General features: G+C 63.7%; 10 protein-coding genes and 2 pseudogenes. 3 read left to right on the forward strand and 9 right to left on the reverse strand.

Annotated elements, in window-relative coordinates:
* Positions 1–49 precede the first annotated feature (49 nt).
* The 8 genes and pseudogenes from HG421_RS10045 to HG421_RS10080 all read right to left on the reverse strand — a co-directional run.
* A pseudogene (locus HG421_RS10045) lies at positions 50–580 on the reverse strand (hypothetical protein); the annotation flags it as partial.
* Positions 543–4,160, reverse strand: a complete 3,618-nt coding sequence (locus HG421_RS10050) for a hypothetical protein (protein ID WP_429001917.1) — start codon at positions 4,158–4,160, stop codon at positions 543–545. The gene HG421_RS10050 and the pseudogene HG421_RS10045, both read right to left, overlap by 38 nt.
* Before the next feature lie 345 nt (positions 4,161–4,505).
* Complete coding sequence (locus HG421_RS10055; protein ID WP_248279490.1) at positions 4,506–5,159, reverse strand: DUF1629 domain-containing protein; 654 nt, start codon at positions 5,157–5,159, stop codon at positions 4,506–4,508.
* A 46-nt stretch (positions 5,160–5,205) separates the two neighbouring features.
* Positions 5,206–6,972, reverse strand: a pseudogene (locus HG421_RS10060) (hypothetical protein); the annotation flags it as partial.
* Between the two features lie 322 nt (positions 6,973–7,294).
* Positions 7,295–7,924: an imm11 family protein gene (locus HG421_RS10065; protein ID WP_169706271.1), complete on the reverse strand. Its 630-nt coding sequence runs from the start codon at positions 7,922–7,924 to the stop codon at positions 7,295–7,297.
* A gap of 246 nt (positions 7,925–8,170) precedes the next feature.
* Positions 8,171–8,584 carry a hypothetical protein gene (locus tag HG421_RS10070; RefSeq protein WP_169708150.1) on the reverse strand — a complete coding sequence of 138 codons (414 nt, stop codon included), beginning with the start codon at positions 8,582–8,584 and terminating at the stop codon, positions 8,171–8,173.
* A 228-nt stretch (positions 8,585–8,812) separates the two neighbouring features.
* On the reverse strand, positions 8,813–9,112 hold the full coding sequence (locus HG421_RS10075) for a hypothetical protein (RefSeq protein ID WP_169708151.1): 300 nt from the start codon (positions 9,110–9,112) through the stop codon (positions 8,813–8,815).
* A gap of 517 nt (positions 9,113–9,629) precedes the next feature.
* Positions 9,630–14,639: an NAD-glutamate dehydrogenase gene (locus tag HG421_RS10080; RefSeq protein ID WP_169706272.1), complete on the reverse strand. Its 5,010-nt coding sequence runs from the start codon at positions 14,637–14,639 to the stop codon at positions 9,630–9,632.
* A gap of 278 nt (positions 14,640–14,917) precedes the next feature.
* Between HG421_RS10080 and HG421_RS10085 the strand changes: the two genes are divergently transcribed.
* Genes HG421_RS10085 through HG421_RS10095 form a run of 3 tightly spaced genes read left to right on the forward strand, consistent with a single transcriptional unit; the run spans position 14,918 to position 20,094 of the window.
* On the forward strand, positions 14,918–15,577 hold the full coding sequence (locus HG421_RS10085) for a TetR/AcrR family transcriptional regulator (protein WP_169706273.1): 660 nt from the start codon (positions 14,918–14,920) through the stop codon (positions 15,575–15,577).
* A 14-nt stretch (positions 15,578–15,591) separates the two neighbouring features.
* Positions 15,592–16,911: an efflux RND transporter periplasmic adaptor subunit gene (locus tag HG421_RS10090; protein ID WP_169706274.1), complete on the forward strand. Its 1,320-nt coding sequence runs from the start codon at positions 15,592–15,594 to the stop codon at positions 16,909–16,911.
* A gap of 12 nt (positions 16,912–16,923) precedes the next feature.
* The gene (locus HG421_RS10095) at positions 16,924–20,094 is read left to right on the forward strand and encodes a multidrug efflux RND transporter permease subunit (RefSeq protein WP_169706275.1); all 3,171 of its coding nucleotides are present in this window, start codon (positions 16,924–16,926) and stop codon (positions 20,092–20,094) included.
* Positions 20,095–20,622: 528 nt separating this feature from the next.
* On the opposite strand, the gene HG421_RS10100 is transcribed toward HG421_RS10095, so the two are convergent.
* Complete coding sequence (locus HG421_RS10100) at positions 20,623–21,618, reverse strand: LacI family DNA-binding transcriptional regulator (RefSeq protein WP_169706276.1); 996 nt, start codon at positions 21,616–21,618, stop codon at positions 20,623–20,625.
* Between the last annotated feature and the right edge of the window lie 142 nt (positions 21,619–21,760).

Consider the following 21,760-nt stretch of genomic DNA (forward strand, 5'->3'; position numbering starts at 1 on the left):
TCTCCTCTGAAGGCTAACACCTGAGCAGATTTTCAGTGGGTCATTACACTTTCGTGCTGTAGAGCGCATAACCGGCGACGACCAGGCTGATGACACCCGCCACCAGCAGGGCAATCGATGCGATCCACATGCGCCGCGTTGTCGTAGTTTCCAGGGAGTGCTGTGCATGTGCATAACGCTGGGTCGCCTGCTGGACCGCCTGCTCCGCAGTTGCCATCTTCTTGTTGAATCGCTCGGTCGCCGGTTCCAGCGTCTGCGTCAGCGCCTGACTGCTCAATTGCGTTAGCCGGGCAAGTGCGCTTTCCACCACGCGATTGACGCGCTGATCGGCATTGTTGATGGCGCTCTGCAGAAGCTGCAGCTGCTCCTGGACCAGATCTTCCAGTGCGCGCTCGCGCCGCTGCAGCGTCCCGATCAGTGCCGCCATGGCCTGGATCGATTCTTTTAGCGTGCGTTCCGACGCGTTGGCATCGGGTAGTGCGGAGGTGTTCTGCATGTCCATGATGTTCTCTCGATGATTCGACTTGCTGCACGTGTCCCGGCTATCCAGCGCCGCCGCCGCCGCCACCGCCACTGCCATCTCCGCCACCACCACCGTCACCCTGCGGACCGCCTTGCATCGCCGGTCCGTTGGCGAACTGCGGCAATGTCATCACCATCACCGGGCCACGGCTGGTCTGCACCTCTGTCGAGACGTCCATGTTCAGGGCCTGGCGCATACTCGCCTGTTCCTGCGCCTCCTGCATCGCCTGGGCATCCAGATACTCATGCCCTTGTTTGGCAAGTGCCTGGCTATAGGGGCTGTTGGCGACCCGCTTCAAGGCCTGTTCGATCGCCAGTTCGTCCTTGCAGTCGATGGCGTACAGCAACTCGTCCACATCCGGATCGCCGGTGATGGCTTTACGCTGGGGCTGCGGCCGATCTTCCTGCTCGCCAGCGGCAAGAGGGTGTGGCGCGGTGTCTGCAGGCGGAGCGCGTGGTGGTCTCAGTCCAGAGGGACCATCCGGATCGTACCCTTCACGCAATTCCAACTCGGTAAATGGCCGCTCGCCACGGTCCACGCGCGCCTGCCGCGCTGCTGCGACGCGGTCTTCTGTTTCGAGCTCCTGTTCGAGTTGGATACGCAGCTCTCGCATGGATCGCGCTATTTCCTCCCAGGAGTTTGGATCGGCGGGCACAGCGGCAGGAAGGTCGTGCTGATCTGCCAGGGACGCAGAAAGCGGCTCGCGCGCATCGGCCGTGTCCTCGGGTGTGTCGGCTGCGCGGCCAGCGGTCGGCATTTCCGGCGATGCCCCTGTCGCCTGTGCGAGGTGTGCGGGCACTGGCAACGCTGCAGGGGGATCTGGTGCTTCCGGTGCTTGAGTCTGTGGCGTGCGCGCCTGTTGATCGTCGCGGTGTTCTACCGCCGCCGGGGTGGCGAGCGATGGCGCGGAAGGCGCCGTCGCCACCTGGGGCAGGTACGCATCCGCCGACTGCTGGAGCTGTTGCGCAGGTGCATCTTGCTGCGCATCCGGGGCTTGTGCAGTCATCGGCTGTTGGCCGCTGTGCAGGTCCGCAACCTGCTGCTGCTCTGCCGGTGCGGTCTGCGCGATCGCGGCGCTCTGCGCTGTCTGCTGTTGGACTTCCTGCGGACGCTGTTCTTGCGTTTGCTGGCTTTGCGTCCGCTGCTGCGCTACGTCGGATGCATGTGCTTGCGCAGGCTCTACCACCTGTTCCTGGGGCCGTTGGGCGGCGTCATCATGGGTAGACCGCTGCTCGGGCTGGCGTGGTGATGTGTCTTGCGCATGGAGCAACGACGGTTCGCGTGCGGCGGCTTCCTCTGCCAGCTCCTGCTCGCGTTGTGGAGCGGCTTGGGCATGCAGCGGCTGTTGCTCGGCACGCTGCGCATCCTGCGCCTGCAGGCGTTCCTGCTGGCTCTGCTGGGCGTCCTGAGCCTGGCGTATTTCCTGCTCGCGCTGCTGCGTCTGCTGGGCCTGCCGCTGCGCTTGTTCGCGCTGCTCGGTGTCGTGTGCCTGCCGCTGCATCTGCTCGCCCTCTTGCGCCTGTTGCCGGGCCTGCTCGCGTTGCCGGGCGTCCTGCGCCTGGCCTTCCTGCTGTTCCTCTCGCTGCAATGCTTGCTGCCGAAGTTCCTGCACTGCATGCGCCTGCAGCGCCGCAGCGGCCTTCGCCCGATCCACATGGGCTGCCTGCTCCTGCAGCGCGTGCGCGCGTGCTTGCGCCTGCTGCTGGTCTTGCGCCCGGCGTTCCTGCTGCTCGTGGTCTTGACGTGCCTGTGCGGCGCTGGCTGCCTGCATCCGCACCTGCATATCCATCACCCGTTGTGGGCCGGAGGATGCGTTGGCGCCAGAGGTGTCGCTCTCCGCCGATCCGCCGGATGCGCGTGGCGTGGAGGCCACTTGCAGTGTCGGTGAGGCCAGATGCTCCCGCGCCTGCACTTCCTGCAGCGCCTGACGGATGTCCTCGGTGCTGGTGACGGCGGCGATGCGCTCCACGCCATCGGCACCGCGCTGAAGGTGGGCGATGGGACTGTCCGCGCCAAACGTGCCGGTGGAGCCACGTTGGAGTTTCATGGCGCCATCGCCGGTAATGCCATGCTCTGCGCGCGTGCGCTGCGTCGCCAGCTCGATCGCCTCGCGCCACTCCGGCTTCAATTCGGTGCCGACGATGCGATAACGGTACAGCGTTTCCTCGCGTTGCAGCTCCTGCGGCGATGGCGGCGCCTGCTGGATAGCGGCGATCATCCGCGCCTGTTCGGCCAGTGCCGGTTGCAGCATCGCGCGCGTGGTCTCCAATTCCAGCACGCGATTGCCATCAGGTGGAGCGCCGTGGCTGGTCCACTGGCCCTCCATGTTGCGGTAATAGCGCTGGCCGTTCGAGGCGGTCAACGCATCAGGATCGGACAGCGCCTGCTGCACGGCCGGCGACATCGGCAGCCCATCGGCGGCCCAGCCGCTGCGGTGGTAGGCCAGTTCGTAGCGCGCGGCAATGGCCCCGGGGCTGTTGGCGATGTTGCGGGCAATGACGTCCCGCGCTTGCGCCTCCAGCTCGGCTGCGCGTTGCGGCGAGGCGGTTTCCTGCACGTAGCTGCCGCGATCGTTGGCGCCAGAGATCTCGGCCTTGATCAGGCGATGCCACTGGCCGTCTGCCGGGTTGCGCTTCCAGTCGGCAGGGATCAGGCTGGGACGGTCGGTGGCATTGGCCGGCAGGCGGTACGGGTCTTGTGGCGCGGGGGCGTCTTTCAACGCCAGCGCCGCAGCGGCGTTGGTCGCCTGGTAATTCAGTTCGCGGGCTTTTTGATAACTGGCGATGATGGGCGTTGCGGTGGGATTTTCCACCCCGTCATTGCTGGTGTCGGCCTTGCCCTCGCGCAACCATGCCGTGCCGTTGAATGACCAGTGCACCCCATCGCGGTCGGTCTGGTTGTAGATGGCGCGGTTGTCGAGCAGCGCGGCGGCCTTCTCGCCGGCCTTGGTCATGAAGTACGCATCGGCGGCGATCAGCACCATCGGCCCCGCGCCCGAGCTGCCCAGCGCGTAGGCCGCTGCCGTACCGCCGGCCCAGCCACCGACATTGCGCCCGGCGAAATGCGCAAGCTCCGATTGCGCGGCCAGCGGGTTGTCCTGGCCGAGCAAGTGCGTGGCGCGTTGGCCGGAAGCGAGCGCATCGGCGGCAGTGGCGAGCAGGCCGGCAGTGCGTAGCGCCTGGCCTGCGGATAGATCGCCTGCCAGCAGCTCTGCGTTGGCGAAACCGCGTTGGCCTGGCGGTATCCGCAGCGGCCGTGCTGCTTCTTCGCCGAGAACGTTTTCGACCTGCAGGATGCCTTGGTCGGAAAGCGTCAGGCGGCCATTTGCATGGGCTTGTGCGATGGCTTGTGAAAGTGAATTTCTACCGCTCTCTGGATCGCCACCTTTGGTGAGGTTTGCGCTGGATTGTGACACCTCATCTAGGGTAAAGACGATTCGTTTTTCCGAATGAACAATTGCACGCCAGCCTAGCTCTTCTCGCTGCATCGAGTCGATGGCGGCGATCTGATTGGCATGTTTGGTGATGAACTCGGGTTTTTGATCAAAGAAATTATTTACCTCGGGACGGATGGTATTTACATTCACGCCCAATGGCGCATTTATATAAACCTCACTATTCGCCAAACCAACTCTCATCACATCTTGAAATTGACTTATCCTTGCGGCGAGACGCTTCCCGGCGTTTAGATCGCCTTGCTGATAGAATGCCTGATAATCTTCAAGGGAGCGATATTCCGCCAGCTCAGCCGCCAATCCCATTTTATACTCAGAAATGTGCCTGCCGCTATGCGCAGTTATAGCAAGGCGAAACGCAAAACCAGGGTCAGTCGGCAAATACAGCAAGTTCCTTGCCGAATGCATTTCAAAAAGGCGCGCCTGGCTAAGCTCCTTGAGCAAAGGATTTGTTTTTAATAGATTCTGCTCAATGATATGATGATCACGAAAATGCGTAAATTGACTTGGCATTTCAGTCGCTCATTTTTATACATCAAGCCAATCTGCAGAGTCTAGTATCCAAAGTCCACCGGAATTTTCCGCAGAGAATATTTCGGCTCTCCGAAGCGAATCCAGCATCAATTTATCTATAAATACAAATGAGCCGGGGGCGGAAAATGGCAGTCGGAAAGCATGAAATGAAGATGCGACTTCTCTCTTAAACGCAAGGCTGACCGTTCCTCCAAAATTATACGCCTTGCCATTTATATATTCATTTCCCGTTTTGACTTTCAATTTCGATGCCGATTCATCCACTGCGTCCAGCACTCGAACAACATCACATAGAAAGTATAAGGGTCCTCGCGAGCCATCAGCTAATCGAAAATCGGTTTCTGCAAATTCAAATGCCTGCGGATCAACTTTCTCGAACACTTGTTTAAGTCGCTCGGACACTAACCAATAGCCACCGAAGCTGCCTTCCAGATCCCGAGGCATATCTCCTTCTGTAGGGACGTAGACCAAGCGAGGTGTCTCACGCAGCGGAGGAAATCCCCCCTCGGGTGGTCTTAGGCCCCGTTTCGGGGGGGTGAGCAGCTCTTTTTCATTCTTAAACACCACGCCGTGGCCTGGGCCAGGTCTACGGGAATCCAGGGTTAAGGCGAAGAACTCGCCCTTCCTCGGTTTATTCTGGGTAGACACTTTTTTCTCCAGGGCACTGTTTCGATTAAGAGTAGCAAACTGCGTGCTTGAAATGGATGGGCTTGCTATCGGCACCAAACCTGCCACCCGGGCCGCGCTGCAACTGCAGCGCGCCATCGCCGGCAAGTCCTTCTGTCTCGCGCGTGCGCTGCGTCGCCAGCTCGATCGCCTCGCGCCACTCCGGCTTCAATTCGGTGCCGACGATGCGATAACGGTACAGCGTTTCCTCGCGTTGCAGCTCCTGCGGCGATGGCGGCGCCTGCTGTATCGCGGCGATCATCCGCGTCTGCTCGGCCAGCGCCGGTTGCAGCATCGCGCGCATGGTGTCCAGTTCCAGCACACGGTTGCCATCGGGCGCGGTGCCGTTGCTGGTCCACTGACCTTCGATGTTGCGGTAGTAGCGCTGGCCGTTCGAGGCGGTCAAGGCATCCGGGTCCGGCAACGCTTGCCGGACCGCTGGCGACATCGGCAGCCCATCGGCGGCCCAGCCGCTGCGGTGGTAGGCCAGTTCGTAGCGCGCGGCAATGGCCCCGGGGCTGTTGGCGATGTTGCGGGCAATGACGTCCTGCGCTTGCGCCTCCAGCTCGGCTGCGCGTTGCGGCGAGGCGGTTTCCTGCACGTAGCTGCCGCGATCATTGGCACCAGTAATGTCGGTCTTGACCAGCCGATGCCACTGACCGTCCGCTGCATCGCGTCGCCAGTCGGCGTTGCTCAGGCTGGGACGGTCAGTGGCATTGGCCGGCTGGCGATACGGGTCAACGGGCGCGGGCGCGTCCTTGACGGCGAGCGCTGCAGCGGCATTGGTGGCCTGGTAATTGAGTTCGCGAGCTTTTGCGTAACTGGCCACGATGGGCGTGGCGGTGGGATTATCGATGCCGTCGTTGCTGGTATCGGCCTTGCCCTCGCGTGCCCACGCGGTGCCGTTGAACGACCATTGCGTGCCATCGCGGTCTGTCTGGGTGTAAATGGAGCGGTTGTCGAGCAGATCGGCGGCCTTCTCGCCGGCCTTGGTCATGAAGTACGCATCGGCGGCGATCAGCACCATCGGCCCCGCGCCCGAGCTGCCCAGCGCATAGGCGGCAGCCGTACCACCAGCCCAGCCGCCGACATTGCGGCCGGCGAAGTGCGCAAGCTCCGATTGCGCGGCGAGCGGGTTGTCTTGGCCGAGCAAGTGCGTGGCGCGTTGGCCGGAAGCGAGCGCATCGGCGGCAGTGGCGAGCAGGCCGGCGGTGCGTAGTGCCTGGCCTGCGGACAGATCGCCTGCCAGTAGCTCGGCGGTGGTGAAGCCGCGTTGCGACACTGGTGTGTACTGCGGATGCGGTGTAGCGCCTGCGCCTTGGCGGATGCTGCGCGTAGCACCGCCGATGGTTGTCGGCGTGTCATCCAAGACCTGCCGGACCATGGCCGCGTTGGACTCGGATAACGTCACGCGCCCGGCCTCTTCGGCGTGCGCGATGGCCATGCGAAATTCTTCGCGGCCGGCGATCTCGCGGATGACGGTATCGCGTTCACCAGGGACAGCGACCAGATTTTTGCCGGTCGTGCGTGCGGCGTCGGTCACCTGTGTGATCCGCTGCTCGGAGTGCGTGATCGCGGCCCATTCGGATTCGACATTGCTCATGGAGCGCAGCGTCTTCAGTTGATCGGCATGGGCGGTGCGGTATTGCTCGTATTCGGAGAGCGTGCTGCGGTTTTGCGCGTTGGTCTCGGCCTTGGTCAAGTGATCCGGGGTCGTTGCGAACATGTCGCCATTGATCAGCGCGACTTTGAGGGTGTCTTGCAGATCGTGGACCTGGGCGGCGACGCGCTTCAAGGCGGCAGCATCGTTGCGCATGGCGGCACGGCCATCTGGCGATTTCCCTAGATCGTCAAGATAATCCACAACTCCCTTCGTGTAGGAACTGCGCGTGCGTCCTCGGTGGGGGGATGTTTCGAGCGCGTCGGCGAGCGTGCCATCCACCGGCAGATACAGACGATTGGTCAATACGTCCTTGTCGATCAAGCCATGCTCCGCCAACTTTTTGAGCAAATCATGCTTGCGAAAGGTAGTATTCTCAATGACATGATGACTTTCAAGGATGACGTTACCGGACGACATCCACTCTTACTCCATCAAACGGTCAAAGGCTCATCACTCAGCAGCCGCAAGTGTCTATCAGCCAGACGCCGCGCGTCCTGGGTGATTTGCCAAATCCCTGCGCGATCAAGGTGTCGCGCAAGAACCGGTCGCAAAAGGCATTTGCCGTATATGGTGTCATGAAGACGTGCGCGGGCCCGACCACGTCTTTCCTGAATGCCAACTCGGCGCCCCCCATAACACTGTAGTATTTGCCATTTGGATACCCGGTAAGCACCTTGACGGTGGATGCTTCCTCGTCGATGGCATCGATAATCCGCACCACTTCACAAAGATAGTGCGGTGCTCCGGGCGTCCCGTCTTCCAATCGGAAGTCGCATAACGCGAAGGCAAAGCCCTCGGGGTCCACAGCTTCGAGTAGCTGCTTTAGCGGTTCGGAGACTAGCCAGTAGCCTTTGAATCCACTATCAAGGTCATCGGGCATATCGCCGATGCGGCTGTCGTAGCGCAGGCGCGGGGTTTCCTTCAGTGCGGCCAAGCCCGCGTCCTCTCCAGGCAGGCTGTCAACAATGGAAAACGGCACCGCATCTTCGTTCTCGAACTCCACGCCATGCCCGCGACCACCGCCTCGCACGTCGGACCTGAGGATGTAGAACTCGCCTTTCCTCGGTTTATTCTGAGTAGACACGTATTTCTCCAAGACGCTGTATCGATAAAGCGTAGCAAACTGTTTGCTTGCATCAGCGAACGGGACTACCTACAACACGCGCAATCGTCGCCCCGCGACGCCTGCGGTTTTGGTACCCCGGCTTCCCTGCAGCACTGTGGGCTAATTCCGCGCATGCCGTTGCTCGGGCTGGGTTCTGCGCGCTCTTCGCTACTTGCCACTCCCAGCGCCGTACGTCCGGTTGCACCAAGCACTCATACCGCCCCATTAAGCAAGTATCAGATCGCCGTTGATCAAAGCCACCTTGATCGTCGCCTGCAGGTATCCCACGGCTTCAACCACACGTCGGCAAGCCAGTGGGTCGCCCTGCATGGCTGCCTGCCCATCGGCCGATACTTCGATCCGTTGCAATTCCCCGAGCATGCCTTCCACATAGGATGGATGCGGATCACTGCAGTAGCAGGCGCAGCCCAGCTCTTTCGCGAAGGCCTGATCATTGGGAAGATAGAGCCCATTGTCCGGCGCATCGATCGTAAACACGCCCTGCCCTTCAAGATAAACCAGCAATCGGCTCCGATCGCGTATCACGCAGTCGATGATGCGCTGCAGGGAAAACAAGGCGTGGTCTTGCGCTTCCGACACGGTCACTCCTCCCGAGCTGTCCGTGGATCCACTTTGCAGGTCGGCAACATGACGCGGCACCGACGGATTCGATGATCGCCAAGCTGCAACGTCCGCCGATACCAGCGATACTATCACCACCACACCCTGCCGAGTCGGCCGCAGCGGCAACGATACTGCACTAAAATTGATGCGAGCTATGCGGTTTTTGACCGCTACCCGGCAGCACCCATCCTGTTCCGTCACGCTCGCCGCTGGCTGCACACCAGTGCTGGACGGCTGCTTACTTCACGATGGCGTCGCCGCAAGCTGCGCTTGCAAGGCATACAACGTTTCCGTTCCCGACTCAGCCAGTGCACGCGACGCGTAGAGCAAGCGATCGGTGAGTGCGCCACCCAAACCAGATTGGCCGGCCTCGCGTGCCGCCTCACTGGCATGCAGCATCTCCAATACGCCCTGCAGTCCCAGCAGGCAGTGATCGATATGTGCGCATTTGAGTGCCAGGCCATATTGCATCGGCAGAGCGGACCAATGGATGCCGTTGGTGGCTTCCGCACCACCTGACTCGGACAGTCGGCGAAAGAACACGTCTTCGCGCTCATCAATGTGATCAGTCACGGTGTGGGCGGTTTGCCGAGAGGCAGTGGCGGCAGTCGCCGAATGGGCAGGATTGGTACGCGGCATGAGGAATCTCCTTGATTAATGGAGAGCACCGCCATGGTTGACCGGCGCTCGTGCGCCTTGGATTCCGAGCTTCCACACCCGGCTGCAGGATTCACTGCAGCCAGGGGATACTCATCGGACTCTTCGATAGTGTCAAGAAGCCCGGATTGTTCACCTAGTCGCATGCTTCGTCTGACATGCCTCTCGCATCCAGACACGCTTACAGAACGGCAGCGCGGGTGTCGTAGCTGACCGCATTGAAACCTCGCGATTGGGCGATACTTGGATGACGCCTTGGGCTCGCAGATTTACCAAGCAATTTCACATATAAACAAGGTGGCCCTCGGGCCGCCTTGTGCATGGGCAGACAACTAAGCAACTGCATCAGCTCAAGCAAGGTGATGGCGAGTTACTCGCTCCGCCATCACTTCGCCTCACCTGCTTATACCCCGTGCGCAGCCAGCTGCCCCAGCCGCTGCACCGCTACCGACACAGTGGGGTAATCCAGGGTCTTCTGCTCGGCCACGTCGGCCAGCATGGCCAGGGTGAAGCGCAGGCTGGAATCGTCGCGCGCCAGCCAGTTGGCCACCTTGTCCTCGGCCGTGCTGCCGGGCATGCCCAGCACCTGGCCCACCAGCGCACGCTGATGCGCCGCCAGTTCATCGCGCAGCACGCCGCGTGCCACTGCGTGCCAGCGGCCGTTGACCTCCAATGCATCGATCTGTTCGAACAGCCACGGCAGGCGCAGCGCGTCGCCCAGGCGGAAATGCACCTTGGACACTTCCACCGGCTTGAGCTTGCGGGTACGTGCGGTTTCGATGATGTCGAAGGCCGGTTCCAGGTAGCGCAACTCGGACAGCTGCTGCGCCAGTGCCGGCGGCAGGCCCTTGTCCTGCCATTCCTGCACGCTGGCTTCGTACAGCGGCCGCTGGGTGTCGGCCAGCACGCCCGAGGCAACGCGGATATCGTTGAACGGGCCGTGGTAACGCTCCACCGCCGCGGTGATGCCCGGCATCTGGCCAGGACGCAGCAACAGCCAGCGTACGAAGGAACGTTGCAGGCGCCAGATCACTTCCAGCGCATCGATCTGCACCGACTCGGGCACCTTGCCGTCCAGCGCATCGATCTGCGTCCACAGCGCGCGCGCATCCAGCGTCTCGCGGCTGATGGTGTAGGCCTTGGCCACTTCGCCGATGGTGCGGCCGGTGTCTTCCTGCATGCGCATCAGGAAGGTAGCGCCCATGCGGTTGATGGTGGTGTTGGTGACCGCGGTGGCGATGATCTCGCGCTTGAGGCGATGACGTTCCATCGCATCGGCGTACTTCTTCTGCAGCGGCTGCGGGAAGTAGCGCTGCAATTCCTTGGACAGATACGGGTCTTCGGGAATATCCGATTCCAGCAGCTGCTGGAACGCCACCAGCTTGGAATACGACAGCAGCACCGACAGCTCCGGCCGGGTCAGCCCCTGCCCGCGCGCCTTGCGTGCGGAGAGTTCGGCATCGGACGGCAGGAACTCGATCTGGCGATCGAGCAGGCCCTGCAATTCCAGCGTGCGAATGAAGTGCTGCTTGGAGCCCAGGCGCTTGACGCTCATGCGCTCCATCAAGCTGATGGCCTGGTTCTGGCGGTAGTTGTCCCACAGCACCAGGTCGGCCACTTCGTCGGTCATCGACGCCAGCAGCGTGTTGCGCGCGTCATAGGTGAGCTTCTTGGCCTGCACCATGTCGTTGAGCAGGATCTTGATGTTCACCTCATGGTCGGAGGTGTCCACACCGGCCGAGTTGTCGATGAAGTCGGTATTGAGCAGCACACCGGCCTGTGCGGCCTCGATGCGGCCCAACTGGGTCAGGCCCAGGTTGCCGCCCTCGCCCACCACCTTGCAGCGCAGCTCGCCACCGTTGACGCGCAGGCCGTTGTTGGCGCGGTCGCCCACGTCGGCATGCGATTCGCTGGCAGCCTTGACGTAGGTACCGATGCCGCCGTTCCAGAACAGATCCACCGGCGCCTTGAGGATGGCGTTCATCAGCTCGTTCGGCGAGAGCTGCTTGACGTTGGCCTCCAGGCCCAGCGCCTCGCGCACCGGTGCGCTGATATCGATGGATTTGAGCGTGCGCGGGTAGATGCCGCCACCGGCGCTGATCAGCTTGGCGTCGTAATCGGCCCAGCTGGAGCGCGGCAGCTTGAACAGGCGATCGCGCTCGGCGAAGGAGACCGCCGCATCCGGGTTCGGGTCCAGGAAGATGTGGCGGTGGTCGAACGCGGCCAGCAGGCGGATATGCCGTGAGAGCAGCATGCCGTTGCCGAACACGTCGCCGGACATGTCGCCGATGCCGACCACGCTGAAATCCTGGCTCTGGCAATCGCGATCCATCGCACGGAAGTGGCGCTTGACCGATTCCCATGCGCCGCGCGCGGTGATGCCCATGCCCTTGTGGTCGTAGCCCACCGAGCCGCCAGAGGCGAACGCATCGCCCAGCCAGAAACCGTGTTCCAGCGCCAGGCCATTGGCAATATCGGAGAAGGTGGCGGTGCCCTTGTCGGCCGCGACCACCAGGTACGGGTCGTCCTGGTCATGACGCACCACCTGCGGCGGCGGCACGATCTTGCCGCCGACGATGTTGTCGGTAATGTCGAGCAGGCCCTGGATGAACAGCTTGTAGCAGGCGATGCCTTCGGCCTGGATCGCATCGCGGTCGCCACCCACCGGCGAACGCTTGACGTAGAAACCGCCCTTGGCGCCGACCGGCACGATGACGGTGTTCTTGACCATCTGCGCCTTGACCAGGCCCAGCACCTCGGTGCGGAAATCCTCGCGGCGGTCCGACCAGCGCAGGCCGCCACGCGCCACCGCGCCAAAGCGCAGGTGCACGCCTTCCACGCGTGGGCCATACACGAAGATTTCGCGGTACGGGCGCGGCTTTGGCAGGTCCGGCACCAGCGCCGAATCCAGCTTGAAGCTGATGCAATGGCCGTGCTTGCCCTGTTTATCGGTCTGGTAATAGTTGGTGCGCAAGGTCGCATCGATCACGTCGATGAAGCTGCGCAGGATGCGGTCTTCGTCCAGGCTGGAGACGCGGTCCATCAACTTCAACAGCGTGGCACGGGTGGCTTCCTGCTGCGCGGCGCGGTCGCCGCCGCGCGCCTCCAGCACCGGCTCCAGTGCCTTGAGCGTAGCCTCATCGCCGCCTGCCAGCGCGGAGAGCTCTTCGCGCAGACGTTCCTGCCCGGCAAAGATCTGCGCTTTTGTTTCGCTACCGGTAGACGGGTCGAAGCGCGCTTCGAACAGCTCCACCAGCAAACGTGCCAGCAACGGGTAACGGGTGAAGGTCGCTTCGACGTAGGCCTGCGAGAACGGCACCGCGGTCTGCAGCAGATACTTGCAGTAACCGCGCAGCAGCGCGACCTGACGCCAGTGCAGGCCGGCGGCCAGGATCAGGCGGTTGAAGCCGTCGTTTTCGGCATCGCCGTTCCAGATGCGCTCGAAGGCTTCGCCGAAGCTGGCATCGGCGCTGGCTGCATTGATCCTGCCGGCGGTGGATTCGACCTCGAAATCCTGGATATAGACCGGCGTTTCGCCCACCTGCAGCCGATACGGCCGCTCGGAGATCACGCGCAGGCCCATGTTTTCCATCATCGGCATCGCATCGGACAACGGAATGTCGTCGAGCTGGCGATACAGCTTCAAACGCAAACCTTCGCCGGCATCCAGGCGCATGCCATCGTCGCGACGGATCTCCTGCAGGCTCAGATGCAGATCGTCCGGGCCATCCAGCGTGGCCAGGTGTTCGACGTCGGACACCGCCGATTCGATCGAGGACTCTTCGATATAGCCGGCCGGCAGCGCACGGCCGAAGTTGGCCGCCATGCGCAGGCCATTGGCCTCGCCGTGCCGTGCCACCAGCGCTTCGCGCAGCGCATCGCGCCAGTTGCGCAACAGATGCGCCAGCCGCGATTCGAGTTCGGTGGTATTGAATTCCAGCGCTTCGCCGCTCTTGGGCCGCACGATCAGATGCAGCTGCGCCAGCGGCGATTCGCCCAGCACCACCGACGAGTCGATGTACTCGCCATGCAAGGCGTCCTTCAACAAGGCTTCGATGCGCAGGCGCACATCGGTGTTGAAGCGCTCGCGCGGGATGTACACCAGCGCCGAGATGAAGCGGCTGTACTTGTCGCGGCGCAGGAACATGCGGCTGCGCACGCGCTCCTGCAGGCCCAGGATGCCGATCGCGGTGCGGTACAGCTCTTCTTCGTTGGACTGGAACAGCTCCTCGCGCGGCAGCGTTTCCAGAATGTGGCGCAAGGCCTTGCCGCTATGGCTGCTCGGGGTCAGCCCGGACTTGCTCATCACGTATTCGTGGCGCTGGCGCACCAGCGGGATTTCCCACGGGCGGCGGTTGTAGGCGCTTGAGGTGAACAGGCCCAGGAAGCGCTGCTCGCCGACGATGCGGCCCTTGGCATCGAATTCCAGGATGCCGATGTAATCCATGTAACCAACCCGGTGCACGCGCGACCGTGCATTGGTCTTGGTCAGGATCAACGCGTCCTTGAGCTTGGCCGAGGCATTCAGGCCATGCGCCGCCAGCGTGGTGACCGGGCGTGCCGGCGAGGTGTCGTGGCCGCGCATCAGGCCCAGCCCGGACTCTTCCACCGGTGCCAGCACATCCTGCCCGTCCTGCTTCTCCACGCGGTATTCGCGGTAGCCGAAGAAGGTGAAATGGTCGGCGGCGGCCCAGCGCAGGAATTCCTGCGCCTCGTGGCGGCTGATGTCGTCGATCGGCAGGCGGCGGGTGGCCAGGTCGTCAGCCAGCATCACCATCTTTTCGCGCATCGATGCCCAGTCGTGCACGATGGCGCGCACTTCGCCCAGCACCTTGCGTACCGCTGCTTCCACCTTGGGCATGTCATCGGCCGGCTGGCGGTCGATCTCCAGCACCATCAGCGACTCGCTCTTGCCCTCGCCCACCGCAGTCAGCTTGCCGGCCTTGTCGCGCGCAATGCGCAGCACCGGGTGGCCGAGCACGTGCACGCCGATGCCCAGGTCCGACAGGGTCATGCTGACCGAGTCCACCAGGAACGGCATGTCGTCGTTGACGATCTGCAGCAGCGTATGCGGCGACTCGTAGCCGTGGCTCTTCAAGGTGGGGTTGAACACCCGCACATTGACCGTGCCGGCCTTGCGGCTGCGCGCGAACTCCAGCATGTCCGACGCCAGCGCTGCCCACTGCTCGGGCGGGTGGTTCGGGAATTCGTCTTCCTCCATGCGCCGGTAGAAGTCGGCGGCGAACGCCTGGACCTCCGCCTGGCGGGCGGCCGGGTAGCGCTTGCGCAACGCGGCAAACACCGGCTCGAGGGTGACCGCCTGCGGTTCGGTGGCAAGCACGGGGACGGCACGTTCGGCGACCGGTTTGACCGACGTCGTGGACGATTTCGAAGCGGCTTTCTTGGCTGTCATGAGTAGAGCTGGAATGCTCGGTGGAAAACCTGAATTGTACCGATGCCCCGTGATAACGCCTTGCTGCATAGCGCAAATGCACCGCGCCCAGCGAGCGCGGCAATGGCGTCAAAACACTATGGCTCTGTCGTTTTGCCGCACAACGCGCGCCTGCCGGGCGCTGGATCGCCAGATCCGGCAAAGTCCGGCGCAAGGATTGGCATACAAGGCGTTGTGCAGAGCAAACTGCGACAGTCAAGTCTGTTTAAAAACTAAACTGGACGGTATAGTCCACCGCCATGACACCTCGCTCCCCCCGTGCTGCCCGGCGTTCGGACTGCGACCGCCGCATCCATGCTGCCGTGCATACCTTGCTTGCCGAGCGCGGAATGCGGCTGAGCATGGACGCGGTGGCCGAGCGCGCCGGATGCTCCAAGCAGACGCTCTACAGCTATTACGGATGTAAAGAAAACCTGCTGCGCGACGTGCTGCAGGACCATGTGCAGCTGGCCACGGTCCCGCTGGGCACCGCCTCGGGCGACCTGCGCGAGGATCTGCTGGCGTTTGCGCTGGCCCATCTTGACCGTCTCAACCGCCCGGATGTGTTACAGACCTGCCGTTTGGTGGAAGCCGAGTCGCACCGGTTCCCCGATCAATCCCGGCAGATCTTCCACGAGGGCGTGGTCGGCATGCAGCAGCGCCTGGCGCATCGCTTCGAGCAGGCGATGACCGCCGGGCAGCTGCGCCATGACGATCCGCACTTCATGGCCGAGCTGTTGCTGAGCATGATCGTGGGGCTGGATTTCGATCGCCAACGCTTCCAGGTTCCCCATCGCGCCGGCCTTGCCGCCAGGCAGCAATGGGCGCAGTTCGCCGTCGACACCTTCTTGCGGGCGTTTGCCGCGGCCAGCGCCGCGCCCGCGCTGGCCCCGCTCACCCTTCTCACTTCAAGACCCTAACGGAGTTCCTCCTGATGATTGCCCCGCTCCGCACCTTCGGCCTGGCCCTGGCCATCACCGTGGCGCTTGCTGCCTGCAGCAAGCCCGAACAACAGCAGGCGCCGCCGCCGCCGGAAGTGTCGGTGCTGGAAATGAAGCCGCAGACGCTGCCGCTGGAACGCGACCTGGTGGGCCGCCTGTCGGCATTCCGCTCGGCCGACGTGCGCGCCCGCGTCGACGGCGTGGTGCTCAAGCGCCTGTACACCGAAGGCACCGACGTCAAGGAAGGCCAGCCGCTGTTCCAGATCGACCCGGAACCGCTGAAGGCCACGCTGCTGCAGGCCCAAGGCCAGCTGGCGGCCGCCGAGGCCACCTATGCCAACGCGCAGATCGCCGCCAAGCGCGCGCGCAGCCTGGCGCCACAGCAATACGTCTCGCGCGCCGATATCGACAACGCCGAAGCCACCGAGCGCTCTTCCGGCGCCAGCGTGCAGCAGGCGCGCGGTGCGGTCCAGGCCGCCAGGATCCAGCTCGGCTTCGCCAGCGTCACCTCGCCGATCACCGGTCGCGCCGGGATCCAGCGCGTCACCGAGGGCGCCCTGGTCGGTGCCGGTGAGGCCACCTTGCTGACCACCGTGGACCAGATCGACCCGCTGTACGTGAACTTCGCGATGAGCAGCGAAGAGCTGGCCGCGCTGCGTCAGGCGCAGAGCAGCGGCAACGTGCAGCTCAGCGGCGACGGCAAGTCCACCATCGATGTGGAACTGGGCGACGGCACGCAGTACCCGCACCCCGGCACGCTGGACGTGTCGGCGGTGACGGTGGACCCGAGCACCGGCGCGGTGTCGCTGCGCGCCACCCTGCCCAACCCCGAGCTGGCGTTGCTGCCGGGTGCGTTCGTGACCTTCAAGGCCAGCCTGGGCCAGCGCAACAATGCCTATCTGGTGCCGCAGCAGGCGCTGCAGCGCGATGCCACCGGCGCCTATGCACTGGTGCTGGGCAAGGACGGCAAGGTGGTGCGCAAGAACCTCACCGTGGACGGCCAGCAGAAGGGCCAGTGGATCGTGACCGGCGGCGTGGCGCCGGGCGACCAGGTCATCGTCGACGGCGTGCAGAAAGCCAAGGAAGGTGAGCCGGCCAAGGGCGTGCAGTGGGATCCGAACAAGCCGGCCGCCGGCGCGCAGCCCGGTGCACCGGGCGCTGCCCCGGGTGCGGCACCGGCCGCAGGCCAGGCCGGCGATGGCAAGGCCGCACCGGCCGCCAACGCGGCCGATGCCGCTGCCCCGGCCGCGCAGAACCAGCCCAAGCAGGACGCGGCCGCGCAGCCGGCCGACTCCCAGTCCAAGCAGCAGTGACGGAACCCGGACATGCCTAAGTTTTTTATCGAACACCCGATCTTTGCCTGGGTGGTGGCGATCCTGATCTCGCTTGCCGGCGTGATCTCGATCCTGAATCTGGGTATCGAGTCGTACCCGACGATCGCCCCGCCGCAGGTCACCGTCACCGCCAACTTCCCCGGCGCCAGCGCCGACACTGCCGAAAAGGCGGTGACCCAGGTCATCGAACAGCAGCTCACCGGTATCGACCACCTGCTGTACTTCAACTCGTCGTCGGCCTCCAACGGCCGGGTGACCATCACGCTGACCTTCGAAACCGGCACCGACGCGGATATCGCGCAGGTGCAGGTGCAGAACAAGGTGTCGCTGGCCACGCCGCGCCTGCCCTCGGAAGTCAACCAGCAGGGTGTGGTGGTGGCCAAGGCCAACGCCGGCTTCCTGATGGTGGCGGCGCTGCGCTCGGACAACCCGTCGATCGACCGCGACGCGCTCAACGACATCGTCGGTTCGCGCGTGCTCGAGCAGATCTCGCGCGTTCCCGGCGTCGGCAGCACCAACCAGTTCGGCGCCGAGTACGCGATGAATATCTGGTTGAACCCGGAGAAGCTGCAGGGCTACAACCTGTCGGCCACCCAGGTGCTGACCGCCGTGCGCAACCAGAACGTGCAGTTCGCTGCCGGTTCGGTGGGCGCCGACCCCACGCCCGACGGCATCAGCTTCACCGCCACCGTGTCGGCCGAAGGTCGCTTCAGCTCGCCGCAGGAATTTGAAGACATCATCCTGCGCACCGACAACAACGGCGCCACGGTGCGCCTGAAGGACGTGGCGCGCGTCACCGTGGGCCCGAGCACCTACGGCTTCGACACCCAGTACAACGGCAAGCCCACCGGTGCCTTCGGCATCCAGTTGCTGCCGGGCGCCAACGCACTGAACGTGTCCGAGGCCGTGGGCGCCAAGCTCGACGAACTGCAGCCCACCTTCCCGCAGGGCGTGACCTGGTTTGCGCCGTACGAGTCCACCACCTTCGTGCGCATCTCCATCGAGGAAGTGATCCACACGCTGGTGGAAGCCATCGTGCTGGTGTTCCTGGTGATGCTGCTGTTCCTGCAGAACTTCCGCGCCACGGTCATCCCCACCCTGGTGATTCCGGTGGCGCTGCTGGGCACCTTCTTCGGCATGTACGCCATCGGCTTCACCATCAACCAGCTGACGCTGTTTGCGATGGTGCTGGCGATCGGCATCGTGGTGGACGATGCGATCGTGGTGATCGAGAACGTCGAACGCATCATGAGCGAGGAGCATCTGGAGCCCAAGGCAGCCACGCAGAAGGCGATGACCCAGATCACCGGCGCGGTGGTGGCCATCACCGTGGTGCTGGCGGCGGTGTTCATCCCCTCCTCGCTGCAGCCCGGCGCCTCCGGTGCGATCTACAAGCAGTTCGCGCTGACCATCGCCATGTCGATGGGCTTCTCCGCGTTCCTGGCGCTGACCTTCACGCCGGCGCTGTGCGCCAGCTTCCTCAAGGCCACCCATTCGGACAAGAAGAACTGGGTCTACCGCACCTTCGACAAGTACTACGACAAGCTGGCGCATCGCTATGTCGGCGTGGTCGGCCACACCTTGAAGCGCTCGCCGCCGTGGATGATCGTGTTCGTGGTGCTGGTGGTGCTGTGCGGTTTCCTGTTCACCCGCATGCCGGGCAGCTTCCTGCCGGAAGAAGACCAGGGCTTTGCGCTGGCCATCGTGCAGTTGCCGCCGGGCGCCACCAAGATCCGTACCAATGAGACCTTCACGCAGATGCGTGCGGTGCTGGAGAAGCAGCCGGCCGTGGAAGGCATGCTGCAGATCGCCGGCTTCAGCTTCCTGGGCTCGGGCGAAAACGTCGGCATGGGCTTCATCCGGCTCAAGCCGTGGGAAGAGCGCGACGTCACTGCGGAAGAGTTGATCAAGCAGCTCAATGGCGCCTTCTACGGCATCAAGGGCGCGCAGATCTTCGTGGTCAACCTGCCCACCGTGCAGGGGTTGGGCCAGTTCGGCGGCTTCGACATGTGGCTGCAGGACCGCGCCGGTGCAGGCCAGGAGGCACTGACCCAGGCGCGCAACATCGTGCTGGGCAAGGCGGCGGAAAAGGCCGACACCATGGTGGGCGTGCGCCCGAACGGCCTGGAAAACTCGCCGCAGCTGCAGTTGCACGTGGACCGCGTGCAGGCGCAGTCGATGGGCGTGGAAGTCAGCGACATCTACAGCTCCATCCAGCTGATGCTGGCGCCGGTGTACGTCAACGACTACTTCTCCGAAGGCCGCATCAAGCGCGTCAACATCCGTGCCGACGACCAGTTCCGCACCGGGCCGGAATCGCTGCGTAACTTCTTCACCCCCAGCAGCACCGCCACCGGCGCCGATGGCCAGCCCGGCATGATTCCGCTGAGCAATGTGGTCAAGGCCGAGTGGACCTACGCCTCGCCGGCGCTGAACCGCTACAACGGCTATTCGGCGGTGAACATCGTCGGCAACCCCGCTCCGGGCGGCAGCTCCGGCCAGGCGATGAACGCGATGGAAGAGATCGTCAACAACGATCTGCCACCGGGCTTCGGTTTCGACTGGAGCGGCATGTCCTACCAGGAAATCATCGCCGGCAACGCGGCCACCCTGCTGCTTGCGCTGTCGGTGGTGGTGGTGTTCCTGTGCCTGGCTGCACTCTACGAGAGCTGGTCGATTCCGGTGGCGGTGCTGATGGTGGTGCCGATCGGCGTGCTGGGCGCGATCACCTTCTCGATGCTGCGCGGCCTGCCGAACGATTTGTACTTCAAGATCGGCATGATCACCGTCATTGGTCTGGCGGCGAAGAACGCGATCCTGATCGTGGAATTCGCGGTGGAGCAGCGGGCAGCGGGCAAGACCCTGCGCGAGGCGACACTGGAAGCGGCGCACCTGCGCTTCCGCCCGATCCTGATGACCTCGTTCGCCTTCATCCTGGGTGTGTTGCCGCTGGCGATCTCCACCGGTGCTGGCGCCAACTCGCGCCACTCCATTGGTACCGGCGTGATCGGCGGCATGGTGTTCGCCACCGTGCTGGGCGTGATCTTCATCCCGCTGTTCTTCGTGGTGGTGCGACGCATGCTGGGCGACAAGCTGGATGAGCAGTCCAAGGAATACCTGGTCGCACAGAACGACTCGGGCACGCACCGCCCGGATCGTTGAGTCAGGCGTTTATTGCAAACCAAGAGCCCCGGCAGTGCCGGGGCTTTTTTGTGCTTGGCTTGAAGGTTTTGACTGCATCCAGACCAAGCGACGACTCGAAGCGGTTTTCTCGAATGGCACGCGGATGGAACAGTAGGAGAGCCCCTAATCGGTGGCGTTGTTGCAGGGCCCTTGCCCGCCTACCGTCGCGGGACACGCTGCAAGTACGTCCCTGTAAGCTCTTACGCGGCATCCATGCCGCGTAAGGTCCCGCGACGGTAGGCGGGCAAGGACCAATCACGATGGCCGGTGCGCAGAGCTTTCACTAAAACAGCCAGCAAACTCCCTGGCGCGGTGCCCTCGCCGCTTGCGGGACCGTTGGCGGCACGGATGCCGCCATCGAGCCCCCAGGGACGGGTTCACGGCGTGTCCCGCAAGCGGTGAGGGCGCCGCGCACTCGACGAGCCAGGCGTTTGACTTCGAGTGGTAGAACACGCAGCTAGAGCGACGGGCCAAGCTTTTGCGCGGACGCTGGGCGCCCCGGCAAATTTAGCTGCCGGGTGTGCGTACGCCAGTCGACCCACGCACCACGCAACGCCCGGTCATGACCATGCGGCGGATCGGCAGCTGCGGGTTGCCCAGGCGTTCCAGCAGCAGCGACATCGCCGCACGGCCCATGTCTTCCACCGGCTGTTCGACCACGGTGATGCCCGGCTCGACCAGATCGGTCCAGCGTTCGTTGTCGAAGCCGGCCAGCGCCAGGTCCTGCGGCAGGCGCAGGCCGGCGGTACGTGCGGCCTTCAATGCGCCCATCAGCAGCAGGCTATTACTGGTGACAATGGCTTCCGGGCGATCGTCGCTGGCCAGCCATGCACCCAACTCGGCAATCGCCGCCTCGGCAGTCGGCGCCACTTCGCGGTAATCCGGCTGCAGCCCCTGCGCACGCATTGCGGCCAGGTAGCCGTCGCGGCGCTCGGCCGCGGTGGTGCTGGTGCTACCGAAGAGCCCGCCGATGCGCCGATAGCCCTGGCCCTGCAGATGTGCCACCAGTTCGGCCATCGCCGCCGCGTTGTCCAGCACCACGCTGTCGTAGCGGCTGCCGGGGCCTGCACGGTCCACCAGCACAGTGGGGTAATCCAGCGACAGCGCATGCATGCGCCCTACGGTCACGCGGGTCGGCGCGAAGATCAGCCCGGTGATGCGCTCTTCCTGCATCAGCTCCAGGTAGAGCGCCTCGCGCTCGGGATCTTCATCGGTATTGCACAGGGTCACGCGCATACCTGCCTTGTAGGCGACCTCTTCCACGGCCCGGATCAGTGCGGTGAAGTACGGATTGCGGATGTCGGCCACGATCACCCCGAGGATGCCGGACTGCTGCGAGCGCAGCCGCCGCGCCATCAGATTGGGCCGGTAACCGGTCTGGCGCACCGCTGCCTCCACCTTGGCACGCACCTCCTCGCTCACCGGGCCGCTGCCCAGCGCCCGCGAGACCGTGGACTTGGACACTCCCGCCACCCGGGCCACGTCATTGATGCTGATACTCACTGGGACCGTTCCCGCTCGATATGCCGCGCCTGACTGCAGGCGCCTGGTGACCCCGATCCTAACCTGAAAGCATTACTTGGGTTTTGTGCACCGCACATTGACCTGGATCGTGGGAACGTTCCCACTATACTTCCCAGCCCGA

Source organism: Xanthomonas campestris pv. badrii (assembly GCF_012848175.1).
Lineage (GTDB): Bacteria > Pseudomonadota > Gammaproteobacteria > Xanthomonadales > Xanthomonadaceae > Xanthomonas > Xanthomonas campestris_C.

Excerpts from the sequence above, each read along its gene's own strand:
- HG421_RS10085 (WP_169706273.1), top strand. The coding sequence starts at position 14,918 with ATGACACCTCGCTCCCCCCGTGCTGCCCGGCGTTCGGACTGCGACCGC.
- HG421_RS10080 (WP_169706272.1), bottom strand. The coding sequence starts at position 14,639 with ATGACAGCCAAGAAAGCCGCTTCGAAATCGTCCACGACGTCGGTCAAA.
- HG421_RS10095 (WP_169706275.1), top strand. The coding sequence starts at position 16,924 with ATGCCTAAGTTTTTTATCGAACACCCGATCTTTGCCTGGGTGGTGGCG.
- HG421_RS10090 (WP_169706274.1), top strand. The coding sequence starts at position 15,592 with ATGATTGCCCCGCTCCGCACCTTCGGCCTGGCCCTGGCCATCACCGTG.
- HG421_RS10050 (WP_429001917.1), bottom strand. The coding sequence starts at position 4,160 with ATGAGAGTTGGTTTGGCGAATAGTGAGGTTTATATAAATGCGCCATTG.